Origin of the sequence: Saccharicrinis sp. 156 (assembly GCF_050589685.1) — a bacterium.
Taxonomy (GTDB): domain Bacteria; phylum Bacteroidota; class Bacteroidia; order Bacteroidales; family Marinilabiliaceae; genus Saccharicrinis.
On the sequence record NZ_JBNGOS010000002.1, the window covers coordinates 194,454 to 209,527 of the forward strand.

10 protein-coding genes are annotated in these 15,074 nt (G+C 37.9%); 1 reads left to right on the forward strand and 9 read right to left on the reverse strand.

What is annotated here, in order from left to right:
- Positions 1–66: 66 nt before the first annotated feature.
- The 7 genes from ACRD64_RS01520 to prmA all read right to left on the reverse strand — a co-directional run bounded on the left by ACRD64_RS01520 (position 67) and on the right by prmA (position 11,950).
- The gene (locus ACRD64_RS01520) at positions 67–1,056 is read right to left on the reverse strand and encodes a DUF4465 domain-containing protein (protein WP_430931384.1); all 990 of its coding nucleotides are present in this window, start codon (positions 1,054–1,056) and stop codon (positions 67–69) included.
- Positions 1,057–1,213: 157 nt separating this feature from the next.
- On the reverse strand, positions 1,214–2,662 hold the full coding sequence (locus ACRD64_RS01525; protein ID WP_430931385.1) for a redoxin domain-containing protein: 1,449 nt from the start codon (positions 2,660–2,662) through the stop codon (positions 1,214–1,216).
- A 43-nt stretch (positions 2,663–2,705) separates the two neighbouring features.
- On the reverse strand, positions 2,706–3,596 hold the full coding sequence (locus tag ACRD64_RS01530; protein ID WP_430931386.1) for a glycosyltransferase family 2 protein: 891 nt from the start codon (positions 3,594–3,596) through the stop codon (positions 2,706–2,708).
- 18 nt (positions 3,597–3,614) lie between these two features.
- Positions 3,615–5,399: an aminopeptidase P family protein gene (locus ACRD64_RS01535; RefSeq protein WP_430931387.1), complete on the reverse strand. Its 1,785-nt coding sequence runs from the start codon at positions 5,397–5,399 to the stop codon at positions 3,615–3,617.
- Positions 5,400–5,416: 17 nt separating this feature from the next.
- Positions 5,417–6,469 carry a hypothetical protein gene (locus tag ACRD64_RS01540; RefSeq protein ID WP_430931388.1) on the reverse strand — a complete coding sequence of 351 codons (1,053 nt, stop codon included), beginning with the start codon at positions 6,467–6,469 and terminating at the stop codon, positions 5,417–5,419.
- A gap of 86 nt (positions 6,470–6,555) precedes the next feature.
- Positions 6,556–11,046, reverse strand: coding sequence for a hypothetical protein (locus ACRD64_RS01545; RefSeq protein ID WP_430931389.1), 4,491 nt, complete (start codon positions 11,044–11,046; stop codon positions 6,556–6,558).
- A 61-nt stretch (positions 11,047–11,107) separates the two neighbouring features.
- Positions 11,108–11,950 carry a 50S ribosomal protein L11 methyltransferase gene (prmA, locus tag ACRD64_RS01550; RefSeq protein WP_430931390.1) on the reverse strand — a complete coding sequence of 281 codons (843 nt, stop codon included), beginning with the start codon at positions 11,948–11,950 and terminating at the stop codon, positions 11,108–11,110.
- 194 nt (positions 11,951–12,144) lie between these two features.
- Here prmA and ACRD64_RS01555 point away from each other — a divergent pair, with 194 nt between their 5' ends.
- Positions 12,145–12,906 carry an MBL fold metallo-hydrolase gene (locus ACRD64_RS01555; RefSeq protein WP_430931391.1) on the forward strand — a complete coding sequence of 254 codons (762 nt, stop codon included), beginning with the start codon at positions 12,145–12,147 and terminating at the stop codon, positions 12,904–12,906.
- Here ACRD64_RS01555 and ACRD64_RS01560 read toward each other — a convergent pair.
- Positions 12,896–14,086 (reverse strand): MFS transporter, encoded by a 1,191-nt coding sequence (locus tag ACRD64_RS01560; RefSeq protein WP_430931444.1) that lies wholly within the window; start codon positions 14,084–14,086, stop codon positions 12,896–12,898. The genes ACRD64_RS01555 and ACRD64_RS01560 overlap by 11 nt on opposite strands.
- 37 nt (positions 14,087–14,123) lie before the next feature.
- Positions 14,124–14,891: a hypothetical protein gene (locus ACRD64_RS01565; protein ID WP_430931392.1), complete on the reverse strand. Its 768-nt coding sequence runs from the start codon at positions 14,889–14,891 to the stop codon at positions 14,124–14,126.
- Between the last annotated feature and the right edge of the window lie 183 nt (positions 14,892–15,074).

Genomic DNA, 15,074 nt, shown 5'->3' on the forward strand with positions numbered 1-15,074 from the left:
TGGTGGATTCGATTCGATTGGGGAAAAGCGTCATGACAAAGATTCCATGGAACACAAGAGTTTTATTTACTCTATTATCTTTATTTCATCAAAGCACACAAAAGGCGGGGTGTTTAATTTGCCACTTTCGGTATCGGAAGAGGACAATACAAATTCCAGTCGCGATACTTTGCCTATATCTTCCAGATCGTAATCGGTCCATGTACTTAAAATAGTATTGTTGCGGTTGCTACCAGTGGTGTAATCGGCAAGCATAATCTCAACGTTTCCCCGAGTGGTTCCACTTTTGTTGATTCCTGTAATTGTTAATTTTAACCAGTCGATTTCGGTGCCGGTTTCACCACCAAACTTCTTCGAACCATTGTTGCCGTTACTAATGGCATCGTAAACGTAATACGAATTGTTGATGGAGATGCTTTTGAACAGATGATCTTCCCCATCCTTAGTGGTTAATGCAATAGGCTGTTGATAGGCGTCTAGTAACATTATCCCAAACACATCCGAATCAAATTCAGTTGGCGTTTTATAGCAGCTGTATTTTTCATAGTCATCAACCGAGTTGCTCCCGCTTAGGTTGGAGTACGTAAAACCGGTCCAAGTATCAGAAGCATAGTTTCCTGATGATTCAAACTGAATCTGGTCAGATAAAAATGAGATGTAATTTTCATTGTTGGTCCAAAAGGTATCTTCTTCAAATTCTATTTCTTCAAAGTCGGTTTTGTACATGGATTGAACGGGAATATCAATAAGGGCAATTCCCCGGCTGTTGTTAACCGAAAAAGTATATTCGTACTTATTTAATTCAGTTGGAATCAGGCGCAAGTCTTTTTCCTGGCTCACGAGTTGTCCGTCAAGCACCCAGGAATACGCAGAATTAATATCATAGGTGATCTTTGGCGATATATCGATGGTGTCGTTTACTTTTACCTCGTAACCATCATCGGGCATATCTATATATATTTCCGAGTTGGGTATTTCCTTGGTGTGGTCCTCACATGCCATCAATCCAATTATAGAAACTATTGATATGACGAAATAGGTAAAAAAACTATTCATATTTTACGTGTATGTTACATTTATATTTTAACCGCCCTTGATTTTAACATAATCTGTGGGTTACTTTCTTGTATATGTGGCGTTTGTGTTTTTACGCATGTGCTCGTGTTTCAGTTCATCGCTAAAGGCTTACCGTATTGTGCGCTTTGCCACCGGGCTACTGTTGACGGCTTATGTTTGAATGCCCACTGAGTCCCAGGTGGTGATCTATGAATCCTGGAACTTGTTCCGCCCCAATTCTTTTGCCAATAATCTTTTTGTTTTCGTCTAAAATATAAATGGCAGGCGTACTATAAATATCGTACAGGTTACGGAAATTACTTTGATGGTATGGATCGTAAACATTGATCCATTCCTCCAGTTGGTGTTCAGCAATAAACTCGCTCCACTTTTCTGTTTCGTGCTGGGTAAAAACCGCAAATATCTTAACGCCTATGTCCTGGTATTTATCCCATACTACCTCTTTAAGTTTGGGTATTTCCTTTTTACAATGTCCACAGTCCGGTTCCCAAAAAACCAATACGGTTAGCGGGGCGTATACCTCACTTAAGCGAAAATATTGATTGTTGAGCGACACCATTTTCAAATCAGGAGCTTGATTTCCAATTAAGTTTGGTTTTAGCTTAGTTATCCTGTCTTCCAGTTTTTCAATAAATTCCTCGTCTACCCAATCAGCAATGCCCGAGAGGTAATATTTTTCGCCCAGTTGTACCATGGCGGCATCCATTCCCATCAGTTTGCTATCGTTGGCATAGTTAAAGGTAAATTGGATAAGATATTTTTCCATTTCCTTGTTACCTTCAGCCATTTCAATAATCCTTACCGACTCTTTTACCAAACTGTCGGGTATTTGCAACACGGTTTTGGAGAAGAAGTTTTCTAACTTACCGGTGAAAAACGGGGTACGCATCAAGCGGTCGTCCTTCATATCAAAGTTGTCGAAATAATGATGCTTGTAATATTGATACCTTTTTACCTGTATAATCGAATCAGGTTCGTTTAGTTCTTTAAAATCGGGCACTTCAATTTCGCGCATGGCTTTAATAAACGAGGCCAAGAATGTACCTTTATGTTTGTCCAGAATCTTGTCCCAATACGAGTTTACTTCAGTTGACAGCACCCCCAATTTCTTCTTCCATGCGTCAACCTGTTCTTTTGAATATTGATCTTTGTTCTTAAGCTTTTCCTGTATTTCGTTTGCTTTTTCTTGTTTGTTGAAAATGAACTTTTGGTAATCGTTAAATGCCCTTTCCTGTTTATTTCCGTTTACTTCCAACGACTGAACCGGGTTTTCTTTATCCGCTATGATAGAAAAGTGTTGCTCATCATCTACAATTATATCAAAGTACTTTTGATCGGGCATATAAATAATATAAACACCACCGGGTAATCTATCTTTGCCCGAAAATGTTCCGGATCCCTTGCTGTCAATATATATCGTATCGTTGACCAACATTTTTTTATTGAAATAATGCCCCAATATCAATGTGGTATCTTGCCATCCTTTTACCGAAACATCGATTTTGTATCCCTGTGCCATGCTGTTGACGGTACAGCACAGTATAATAAAGGTGAAAAAAGTGTGTAATATTGATCTGGTATTCATGAATATGTTGTTTAATTTACTAATCTTAAATAAGCACTTTGTTTTAATAAACTGAAACCAAGTAACCTATCTTATAAAAATCAAATAGCTTTAAATTAGGCTTTGTACTTAATAAGTTTTTGATGATAAGTGGTCGAAATAGCTTAAAGATAAACTTAACAAATACATTCATTCTTGTTTTGCTGATCCAATTAAAATACTTTAAAAGTGTTATCCTTTTTGATAAAGCCATCCGATATTCGGATTCTTTCAATAGTTGTACCAAGTTTTCAATAGCATGTTCTGTTTTTTTTATGTAATCTTCACTTAAATCAATGCCAATGTGTACTGCTGGATTATCGATATGTTCTATTTTAATTTTCTTTTGCTCTAGTTCTATTCCAAACAAGGTATCCTCATGACCATATTTTCTAATCTTTTCATTAAAAGAAACTTTATTAAGAACATTCTTTTGAACAATGAAATTATTTGAAGTAAAACTTTTATATTGACTTTTTCTTCTAGTATCTACTGAATGATCTTCCCTGAATTTTCCGGATTTCCATCGAAGCGTCCGACTGGGGGCCGGGCACTCTTTGGGGTGTAATGTACCTCCGCAAATTACCTGAGTATTATTGTCAATCGCTTTCAGGTAAGTTTCAAGAAAATCAGGTTTTAAATTTGAGTCACAATCTAAAAAAAGAATATAGTTGTATTTCACTTTACTTGCCAATAAATTTCTAATTGATGATCTGCCAATATTTTTAGCTAATTTTATAAAAGTAACATTGTTATGTTTTTCAATTCTGTTATTAATATTAATATATTCTGTTTTGGAGGCATCATCTACAACAACAATCTCAATTGCTTTACTACATTTCCTCGATTGTTTTACCAAATTGTCAACTAACTCTGATACATCGTAATTATAAACAGGAATACAAACTGATAACATAAGTAATAGAAGCGTAAATTATTTAATTTCTTTTGTTTGTTCCTTTAACCAAACCTGCAACTCTTCGTCCAGGTACGGCGAAATCTTATCGTAAACATTTTTGTGATAACTGTTTATCCATAGTTTTTCTTCGTGTGTTAGGAGCGATGACGCAATCGATTTTAAATCGATGGGGCAGAGGGTCAAAGTTTCGAACTTTAAAAACTCACCAAACTCGGAATGGTCCGATTCTAGTGTTAACAACAGGTTTTCGATACGGATGCCATATTGGCCCGTACGGTACAAACCAGGTTCATTAGAAGTAATCATTCCCTTTTCGAATGCTACCCCATTGTCATTTGGACGAATGCTTTGCGGTCCCTCATGCACGTTTAAAAAGCAGCCAACACCATGCCCGGTTCCGTGACCGTAATTCAATCCTTTTGACCATAGTGGTTTGCGGGCAAGTATATCCAGATGGACACCTCTGGTTCCTGCCGGGAAACAAGTAGTACCTAGCGCAATATTGCCTTTTAAAACCATCGTGAAATCCGATTTTTGTTGTTCGTTAGGCGCACCAAGATGAACTGTTCTGGTGATATCCGTAGTTCCTTCCTGATACTGGCCACCGGAATCAATCAGGTAAAAATTGTCGGGGGTCAATTTAATATCCGTCTCCTCGGAAACACTATAATGAACAATGGCACCATGTGCGCCAAAACCTGAGATTGCCCCAAACGATTCACCCACGAAATTCTCGTTTTCCGCCCTGAACTTTTTTAGTTGTTTTGAGGCCGAAAGCTCAGTGACTGATCCGTTAGGTACATTTTTTTCGAGCCAGTATAAGAATTTAACCATGGCCACACCATCTTTTACCATTGCATTTCTAAATCCGTCCTGTTCCGTCTTGTTTTTAAGTCCTTTAAGATCTTTTACGATACTTGGTTTCTCAATTTTTATAACCTCCTTTGGAATCAGCGAGAATATCCTGGCATTTGTTGTTGCGGGGTCGAACAATAGGCCAGATTCCAACGGCATTTCTTTTACCCATTCAAAAATGTCGGAGTACAGTTGCACAGAAATGTCATCTTCCGCCAACTCCTTGCCAATGGGAGCCGTAATTTTATGTGTGTCAATAAACAAGTAAACTGCATCCAGCGAAATAATTAAGTAGGCATGAAACACAGGATTAAAAGGTACATCGTTTCCCCGAAGGTTTAAAGTCCAGGCTATCTCGTCCAAGGCCGTGATTAAATAATGGGATCCATCTTGTTGGCGCATCTTTTTACGTATGTTCTCGATTTTTTCCCTTCTACTCAGTCCGGCATACTTTGTTTCGTGCACAAAGATGGTGTTTTCCGGGATGGGAGGCCTACCCTCCCAAATATCATCCAGTAAGGTTTGGTGTGGATCCAGCGTTATTCCATAGTGCTTATATTTCTTCGAGAGCTTTCTGGCATCATCAATCGAGAATACCTCTCCTTCAAAAGCAATTTTGCTGCCCGGGTTAAGTCTTTCTGCAATCCAATCCACATAATCCGGTGTATCGGCTTCGCCTGCTTTAAATAAATCTATTCCACTATCTGTTAATTCCTTCTCAGCTTGTAAATAATACCTGCTGTCCGTCCATAATCCTGCTTCATCAATCAATACTACCACAGTACCTGCTGATCCCGTAAAACCAGATATAAACTCTCTTTTTTTCCAATGGGCAGCTGTGTATTCGCTCATATGCGGATCGCTACTCGGAACAATAAAGGCATCTATACCTAGGTTGAGCATTTTAGTGCGTAGAAGAAAAATTTTTTCAGCGGTAGTTGACATATAAACAGTTTTTGGGATTAATTAAACTTAACTTTTTGGTTTTTGTTAAAAATAATGATTTTGGTGTTCGGATTAGGATTATTGCCTACAACACCGTTAAATGAAATTTTGTCCTGATCTTTTATAATTTTTAGTTGGTCCCTATGTTTGTGTATAAATTTTCCATTGGACACATCTCCATTTATAATGTAGTTTGCATCACTATTTAAAACCACAGTTGTAGGTGTCCCATCGTTGTTAATGGTTAACTCCCGAAAGTTGAGTTCTGGATTGGATATATTCAATATACCTTTCGAACATTCAAACAATGCTTTGTGCTTAAATTTATTAATTTGAATAACACTGTTTTCGCTAAACATAGAAACATTATCGCAAGCTCCAATTTTTATATTATCTACGGTGGAATTCGCCTGGTAATTTTTTACATGATCAATGTTTAGCAAACAATATGATGTTGACGCATGAATTTCCGTTGCATCCTGGATATTGACGGTGGAATTTTTAAATTCTATATTGGCTGAACCCAGATGATTCATTTTGCCTTTGCAATGCAGTAAATTGATATGGTTAATTATGGCTCCCGTATCCTGTGAAAAATTTTTAAAGTTGATATCACAGTAAGAAATGTCTGCCAACACACCGCCTTCCACATGATCAATATCTACCCTGCCATGATTGTTTTCGATCCTAAGTTCCAGCTTTTTGGGATAAAAGATGGTGTACTCGATTTGATAGGGAATGGTGCGGTTGAAATCATCAACTAAGCTGGTTTTTATAAGCAGAACATTGCTGTATTCAACCGTTTCGATTTTTATTTCTTCCAGCATTTCCTTTGAAATATTTGGTTTGTTGGAAAGGATTTCGATGCTTGTTTCAACGCTAATGGAATCTTTATCCCAGTTAAGCAGGTTAACTTGCGCATGTTTTGCCCTTACATCCAGCTTTTTAATATCGTGTAATGGGAACACTTCCAAGGAGTATGATTTAAAATCGCTTTCCAGTTTGGTTTGCGATGATATTGATATCCATGAGGTAAGTATGGCTATTGATATGGTTTTTATTTTTAGCATTTTCTTCATGTTATAAGAGCTGTAAAAGTAGCTAAAAAGAAAGGTTTGGGAAAATATAATCTTTTATTAGCTCGTAAATTACATAATTACTCGTCGGACGTTTGCTTCACGGCTTTTTCTTCAACATTTATTGACTGACCTGCCGCATCCGAGCTTGTTTTAATCGGACTTAGACCAAATTTGCTGATAAAATGATTTAACCTGCTGGCAGGTGACTTGATAAAAGTAAAACCTCCCGATTTGGCTTTTCGTTCATCTGGTTTTAATGTGCTTACTATATTGTTAAACGCTTCGTTGGACGAAAGCGTATACATCATTTTAGCTTTGTATGCAAAATAAAACCAGGTGTCTTTATCGAAACTTAAGAAAAGGTCGATGGAATTTCCGCTTCGTTTCTTCACTATTTCCGCTTTAATGTCTACCTTTTTATTAATGATATTATTTTTTATCATTGCTAAATCAGCTTTGCCATCAGCGATGTAGGCATGTGTCTTGCCATCAAATTTAAAGTCGATGTTGCCCAAAAGAAACATGTTGTTAATTGACTCGTGCAACTCTTCAATTGGTTTTCCTGCCTTTTTGAGTCGTGTTATTTTGTCAGCCTCTTTTACACCAACCAGTTCGGCCAAGCGCTTTTTAAAACCTTGATCCGACTGTTTACTGTCGGGGGCAGTTGAACCCATGATTTCGGTCACCATTTGTTGTGTGGCTGTTTCATTAAAGAAGAAATCAATACCCAACATGGTTGATATTAGCACTTTGTCTTTATTAGGGTCATCGATAATGGTACCAGAACTGTTCAGCGTAATGTGACCCAGATCAATTCCCATGTCCATTTTACCCTCTGCCAGCAGTTGACAGTTCGAGTTTGAGTACCGAAACAAAACGCCTGTGGTATCAGGATTTTGAATTTTACTAAGGTTAGCAATTTCAAAAGCATTTTGATTATCGTTAAAATAAAGATAGTCCCCAGCCGTAATAATAGGAATATCGCTATAGTCATTCCTGCTGGCAAGGAAAGTAGAATAAATATGTGCGGAATCCTTTGTTAGATAAAAGTCGCGGTATATCTTCTTTCTATCAAAATTAACGGGTTGCTCTCCAATGGGAATCAGTATATTATGTGGGTCTATGGCAGCATCGAAGTAGATATAGGTTTGCGGCCCGCTTGAGCATTGGTGCAACATCTGAACCCCACCATCAAAACTAAGGTGCTGTGCGGTAGAAGTCAGTCTTGTCTTCCCTTTAAAAGTGAAATTTTTGTCGAAGGTAAATAATTCGTCTTCTTGTATTGTTCCTTCGGCGATAGTTTTTAAATCCTCGTTCAATTCAATAGTATTAAACTGAAAAGTGAATTTTTTACCTTCACCATTATAATAATCGTATTCTCCATAGCCAGAATAATCGAATTTACCATCTATTTTAAGATGTGAGTTGTAAATGGTGTGCGTAAAGGCTGAATCATTGGTTAAAATGATTGAAACACTGTCGATTGGGGCTATATCCGCATTTTCGCGAATGGTTATTAAACCATCGTTAAGTATAATATTCGCATCAGCTACGTTAATGTTTTTTACCTCCTCGGCATAAATAATTTTGTTCTCCACATCGTAACGTGCAAGTGGCACCCGGAAATCAAGTGAATCTTGTTTCTTGTGTGTGGAAACGAAGCGGTTTCCTTCAGAGCCACTCGCTCCCATATAAATATGGTTGTTTTGCATATCCCATGAAAATTCGCTGATATAGGATACATATCGGTTGTCGGTAAAATTAACCGGGTTAGCACCCGATCTAGACGTAAACTTACCTTGTCTTTCTTTAAAATCGATATTGGAAACAAGGTTGGTTGTGTTAAACGAAACACCTTCGTCAATTTCGGAGCTATTTGCCAGGTTAAAGTCGGATGAGTCAGCCATCATGGTATACCCGCCAAATGTCATGTCCCTGGATGCAATATTGGCTTTGTCCATATAAAATGTACCCTTACCACTTGCGCCTTCAGGGGCAACTACTATTTCACCATCAAGCGAAGCCTCATTGTTATACATAGTAAAGGCTTCTTCCTGCGATTTTGAAATTAATTGCTCCTGATAAGGTAGGTAATTGATATGGTTATATCTTCCTTGTGCATCCGGGTATTGTACACCTTCTTCACTTTTTTCCAGCGTAAATTCGTAGGCCTGGCCGGTGGCTCTGTCAGGAAGGAATATTAAGTTTTCAGATTTGGAGGTAGAGGTTAGGTATTTTAACGTACCTTTTCCTTTTAAACCTTTATTACTCAGGTCGATGTCAGCAATGTATTTGGCCCTGTCTCCATACACACTATATCCTTCTTTTGGTGTTTTTCTTGTAAACCCAAGGGAGTAATCTTCTCTAACGGTTAAACGTTCATCAAAAGTCGGAAAAATATTAGAAACGAAGGTTCCGGAAAAGTCAAAATTGATGGCACTCAATTTACTAATACTATCCATTGTAAACGTATCCAGCTTAAAGTAAAATTTATCCCGGGAATATTGTCCGTTCTGAATTTCAGGTTTGTCGTAATAAACGTAGGACTCTTTGTTGCTATTTAACATTGGGTATTCACTGTGAAAATCTTTGCCTGACTTATTGCTGGCTTCATCAATCTTCAAGCTTCCCGACAGATTTTCGATAGCGTTTTTTACGTAGGTCATTTGCGGTTGGCCAAAATAATCCAGCTCCCCGGTTTGAACTTTCATTCTTACGGAGTCTATGTTTTTCATGTCGATCTGAAAATTATCATAGTCAAATTTAAATCCATCTCCATACAAGTTTAACATCCCCGCGTTAATTGCTCCGTCAAAAACAAAGTTTCGGTTTCTTTTTAACAGGATATGTTCGTTTTTAGGGAAGAAAACCACGTTTTGATTGTCGGATATGGAAATGGATTTTACGCCGTTTACATTGATATCGTAGTTTAGCAGGTCAATTTGCGCGTTGGCTATTTTTCCTGGCGTAAGGGAGATAAACCTAATAACATCATAGTCCTTTTTGCCCAAACGAAACTGCAAATAATCGTGTAGCCGTTGACGCAGCTCTATCATATCGGTGTTTACATTGTATCCAATAAATCCGAAGAATGAAAGCTGTATTACCTGCTGACGGATCTGGCTCTCCGGTAAGTGTACCATTCGTGCATATTCCGAAGCCGTGAATGATTTTCCCTGATGCATTTCTGAGCAGTTTTTTAAGCCTTGCAGCGGGTGTATGGCATCCATGCCTTGCAAACTGTTATAAAAACTCTCCCTAAAATAACTTAGCGACTCAAACTCCCCATGGTTTTCGGCTGCTCCCGAAACCATTTTTAAATCCATCATATCGCTGTCCAGTTTCCAGGTTAGTAACTCGATGTCCATACTCACATTGTGGAAGGTGTTGAAGTAAGGGCTAAGTGCAAGTCCTTCTCCATTCCTGATCAGGTGCAACTCGTTTTCCTTTACCATCAGTTTAAAAATTAATCCCGGATGGTAGATGTAATTTGAATCTATTCTGAACTTAACTTCGGTATCGTTACTCAATATCTGATCTTTACGCAAAGCAAAGTAGAGTGACTTGGCGGTCAGGAAAACAGTATCATTGCGGAAAATAGTAATTGTGGCAGGATTGTCGTGAGTCCCGGATCCCAGAAACTTAGATCCGTTTTGAGAGAATCCGCCTTCGTAATTAATGTCGGGGTGAATATTGTCGAGTTTAAACCGTTGCTCAACCGATGTAAATTGCGGGTATGAAGAATTGGCTGCCGATTTAATATCCATTACTTTATGGCGCAACCTGCCGGTTAAAGGATGGTCGAAATAAATGGTGTTGTAAAATTGTGCCGAATCTATTTGGAAATAAGATTGTTTTAACGGGAAAGAATATGCTCCGAACGAAGCGTTCACCTGAGTGGCATCAAAACCGGAACGTTCCCAGGTAACCTTTCCTTTATCGCCTTTCCATATTTTAGTCGAAAAGTTAAACGTTCCTTTCGTGTCGAATATTTTTATACTGTCGTTTTTAGAATAACAGGTGAGATTCAGGCGGGGGAAAGTGGCAATCAACTCGTTGTTTTGATATGAAAATGTCCAGTTGTTATTGTTGGTTTTCCATTGGTTGGAAGGCGTAGAATAGATGATGCTGTCCGTTAATAACTGTGATGTGGTTTGTAAATAATTATTAACGGTTCGTAGATGTAAACGTGGTTTTTTTATTAAATCGGAAACCGCATTGTTCCATGCCCAAAATGTACTTTGCGGAATATCCGCTTGAAGATAAACCCGTACCGTCTTTAGGTAGTTTTCGTAGTCGGGGATGGGCTTTGCCCTCTTTTTTGCAAGGGCATTACAGTTGTCAATAATTAGTTTTTTTTGTTCCTCATCGGTTTCAGGGGAGAACCAGAAAACCGACAGTTCTTCGATGTATGCTTTTGCGTATTTTTTGTCGGCTATGGTTTTAAAGAGTTCTTCCATTTTGGGAACGAACTCTTCGGTGTTACTACTAAAAGTTTGTGGTTTGCTTTGAGAAAAAGCTAAGTTGCAGATTAAAAGGATAATAAATAAGGTAAATATAGTTCTCATTGCTTATGTCTTATATTTTGAAACATGGAAATTCCATGTTTCAAAATTTTTCTCAAAAAGATTAATCAGACAACGTATACGCAACGGCTACCCATTGGTTATCTTCCTTTACCGATTTTTTTATCAACTTATTAACATTACATTCTTTTTCTATAGTTTCCAGATCGCTCAAGTAAAATCCGCTTAACAATAAAGTACCACCATTTCTCAGAACTTTGGTGTACTTGTTGATGTCCTCCAACAATATGTTTCTGTTGATGTTAGCCAAAACAATATCGAAAGTTTCGCTTCCCAATATTGAAGCATCACCACATTGTACTTCCATATTGTGGATGTTGTTCATATTAATATTATCGTTGGCATTGTTAAAAGCCCATTCTTCAATGTCGATACCTAATACCTTTTCGGCACCTTTTTTAGCGGCTAGAATACCCAGAATCCCTGTACCGCAGCCCATGTCTAAAACCGATTTTCCCTCAAAATCCATTTCCAGGATATGTTTCATCATTAATCCTGTAGTTTCGTGATGTCCTGTGCCAAAAGCCATTTTCGGCTCAATTAATACCTCATATTCCGCTTTGGGTACATTCGTATGGAAAGGACTTTTAACCACGCATCTGTCATCAATAATAATGGGGTTAAAAAAGTGTTGCTCCCAAGTTTCGTTCCAATTTTGGTCGGGGATGTTCTCTGTTTCAAAGGTGATTTTATATTCATCGCTGCTTAATAACTGAATACCTTTAACGTCTTCTGTTTGGTATTCCTGAGTTGGGATATAGGCATTTAGGCCGTCTTCCGTTTCTTCAAAGCTATCAAAGGCAAACTGCGCCAATTCGGCCATTAGTATTTCTTGAGCAACCTCCGAGTTGGGCGATATTCTAAAACTTACTTTGGTATATTCCATGTTGGATATTTATTTTTTGCAAAAGTATGGAAAATTGATGGGGATGAAATGGAATGAAGGAAATTATAATTTAAATAAAAGCAAACGATACTTATTTAAAATGATATTATATTTGAGCGATTAAAATAATTGTAACAGATAATAATCAAGTCTTTTCACTTTTATTTGTCAGTCAAAAATCTAACTTAATTGTTTTGAAAATAACATTTCTCGGAACGGGAACTTCACAAGGCATACCTGTAATAGCCTGCCAATGCAAAGTCTGTCAATCAAATGACGTACATGACAAGCGGCTACGCTCTTCTGTTTTGGTTGAAGTTGACGGACATAACATTGTTATTGATTCGGGTCCCGATTTCCGTCAGCAAATGCTGACACATGATGTCCGTTCACTGGATGGTATACTTTTTACACACGAACATAAAGATCACATTGCAGGGTTAGATGATGTAAGGGCCTTTAACTGGGTCACAAAAAAACATGTTGACGTGTTTGCCGAGCATCGTGTTTTAAAGGCCATTAAAAACGAGTTTTCCTATGCCTTTGTCCCAGAACCTTATCCAGGTGTTCCAAAAATAAATTTAAATGTCATTAACGAACAACCGTTTAAAATAGGTGAGATAGATGTTGTTCCGATAAGGGGCATGCATATGCACCTGCCTGTGCTGGGATATCGGATCGGGGATTTTTCATACTTGACTGATTTTAATTATATCTCGGAAGAATCGATGGAGAAGGTGCGAGGTTCGAGAATCGTAGCCCTAAATGCGGTCAGGAAAGAACCCCATATTTCACATTATAGTTTGAGCGAAGCAGTAGAGGTGTTGCAACTTGCCAACCCCAATACGGGTTTTGTCACTCACATTTCGCATCAAATGGGATTGTATGAGGAAGTAAATCAGGAGTTACCTGCCAATATTCAACTTGCCTATGATAATTTGGTGATCAATCTTTAGGGGTGTTGTGTTCTATCGATCTTAGAAACAGGAAAATAGAGGAACCCACTAACAAGGTAAACACGATTCCTATCATCTTCAGGGAGAATGAGCGGGTGTAACTATCCGATAAAAAACCGATTAAAGGTGCTATCAGTGCAAAAAAGCCCCTGATAATTAAGCTGCGGATAGATAACACGGTGGCACGCATATCGTCGGAAGTAATTCGATTGATATAATCCTTAAGGACTGGTGTTGCAATTCCCCTGCTAAAATAAAATACCCCCAGTACAATCAAAATCCACGCCGATTCTATAAATCCGGAGATTATATAACTACCCGTAATGATAATCGAAGTGAGCCAAATGGTCATTTTAGGCTTAAGCCTGGCTTCGATTTTATAGGCAAAAAGGGTGGTGGTGCCCACAATCAGGTTTAAAACCGTATGTGTGCTTCCAATGGCGTATTCCGAAAAACCAATATCGTTTAAATATAACTGATAAATCCAGGCCATGGTCAACGTAGCAGTGCCCAGTATACTTGAGAAAAGCAGGTTATACCTTAATTTCGAATTTTTAACCGTGGCAAACCACACCACACTTAAAATATCCCTAAAACCAGGCTTTTTGCGTTTTCCAATTCTGGTGGGCTCCACCAACATAATGGAAGCTGGAACTGCCATAAATGCAATAGCGGTCTGAAAAATAAAGGGGTAACGCATATTGATAGCCGCCAAGGCACCACCGATGATTCCCGCTAAAGCTTCGGAATAATTACCCACAGTAAAATTTCGTCCTTCGAATTTCACGTACTCCCTTTCTCGCCCTGCGGATTTTAGGGAATCGTACATAATGGCCGAATCAGCTCCGGAAACGAAGCTTTGCCCGATACCCAGAATAATTTCGGCGATCAGGAACCAATAATAACCCGAAGTAGTGGCATAAACCAAAAAACCCAATGTTCCCAGAATGGAACCGAATATCAGCGTTTTTCTGCGGCCAATTACATCTGCCAAATATCCCGATGGAATCTCGAATATGACAATAGCAATAGAATAAAAGGCTTTAAGCTGAAAGGATTCCCGGTCGGAGAATCCCATGTCCTTATAAAAAAGCATTAAAATAGGCATGGTTAACATAAACCATTTAGCTATTTTAATAATGTAAAGTTTGCCGATGTTCGACTCAATCCCCGTTCTCACCAATCCTTATCGTATTGTATTTGAAGCTTTTTATATTTTAATAGTGACCCAACTCTTTGGCCATTTTATCAATATGTTTGTTTTTGTTAGGATCAATGACTTTATTACTTGATTTAGCCGAAAGCATTTCCTTTCTTAATTCAATCAAAGAGGTAGAAATCGTTTCCATCTTTTGCTTGTTTCTCACCAATTGCTGCTCAAAAGAAATTAGTTTCTGTTTGTTAACTTCCATTTCCTTGGTCAATTGTCGATTGGAATTGCTCACGCTGTTATACTTGTTTTTATGTGCGGTAAGATCACTTTCAAGTTTGGCAAATCTTTCTTTCGAGAGTTTTAAAGCATATCTAATACTTGCAGTATCTCTTTTGAGCTTCATGTTGTCTTTTCGCAGCTTTTTAAGCTCATCGGCAACAGACATGGAAGTTTGTTGTTGTGACTTGTATAATGTTACAGTTTGCGACAGTTTATTTTCCAGTTCGTTGTTGGCATCCGTAAGCTGGGTCACTTTAACCAATAAATCACTTATTTCGTCCGATTTGACCGCATTACTTAAGTGCATCTCGTTTTTCATCGATTCAAAATCTGAGATGTTGGTTTTAATCCGGGTTTGCAACGATTTGTTTTCTTTTTGGGTTGTGCTTAACTCTTTGCTCAATCTTGATTTTGCGGCCATGCAAGCTTCATATTTCTTTTTGGAAACTACACAACTATTTAATATTATGGCACTTAAAGTGAGTAACAAAACGATTCTCATAAGTATCTTGTTTTTATAATTAAATTCAAAAGTAACAAAGTTTTTATTCATTATGCGAATAATTAATTCTAAACATCTTTCAATATCAGTTTTGCTCATGTATGCAAAAAATTCAATATGTAAAAAAGCACTTCGGAATACTTTATTTATAAAAAAAACGGAACTTATACTACAATTTACTTCGGAATTAGCACTTGGGATCCTCGCAAAGCCAAATGTAAACAAATGCCTGCC

What these genes read in the sequence shown, in the direction of transcription:
- ACRD64_RS01520 (WP_430931384.1), bottom strand. Translation starts at nt 1,056, where the DNA reads ATGAATAGTTTTTTTACCTATTTCGTCATATCAATAGTTTCTATAATT.
- ACRD64_RS01525 (WP_430931385.1), bottom strand. Translation starts at nt 2,662, where the DNA reads ATGAATACCAGATCAATATTACACACTTTTTTCACCTTTATTATACTG.
- ACRD64_RS01530 (WP_430931386.1), bottom strand. Translation starts at nt 3,596, where the DNA reads ATGTTATCAGTTTGTATTCCTGTTTATAATTACGATGTATCAGAGTTA.
- ACRD64_RS01535 (WP_430931387.1), bottom strand. Translation starts at nt 5,399, where the DNA reads ATGTCAACTACCGCTGAAAAAATTTTTCTTCTACGCACTAAAATGCTC.
- ACRD64_RS01540 (WP_430931388.1), bottom strand. Translation starts at nt 6,469, where the DNA reads ATGCTAAAAATAAAAACCATATCAATAGCCATACTTACCTCATGGATA.
- ACRD64_RS01545 (WP_430931389.1), bottom strand. Translation starts at nt 11,046, where the DNA reads ATGAGAACTATATTTACCTTATTTATTATCCTTTTAATCTGCAACTTA.
- prmA (WP_430931390.1), bottom strand. Translation starts at nt 11,950, where the DNA reads ATGGAATATACCAAAGTAAGTTTTAGAATATCGCCCAACTCGGAGGTT.
- ACRD64_RS01565 (WP_430931392.1), bottom strand. Translation starts at nt 14,891, where the DNA reads ATGAATAAAAACTTTGTTACTTTTGAATTTAATTATAAAAACAAGATA.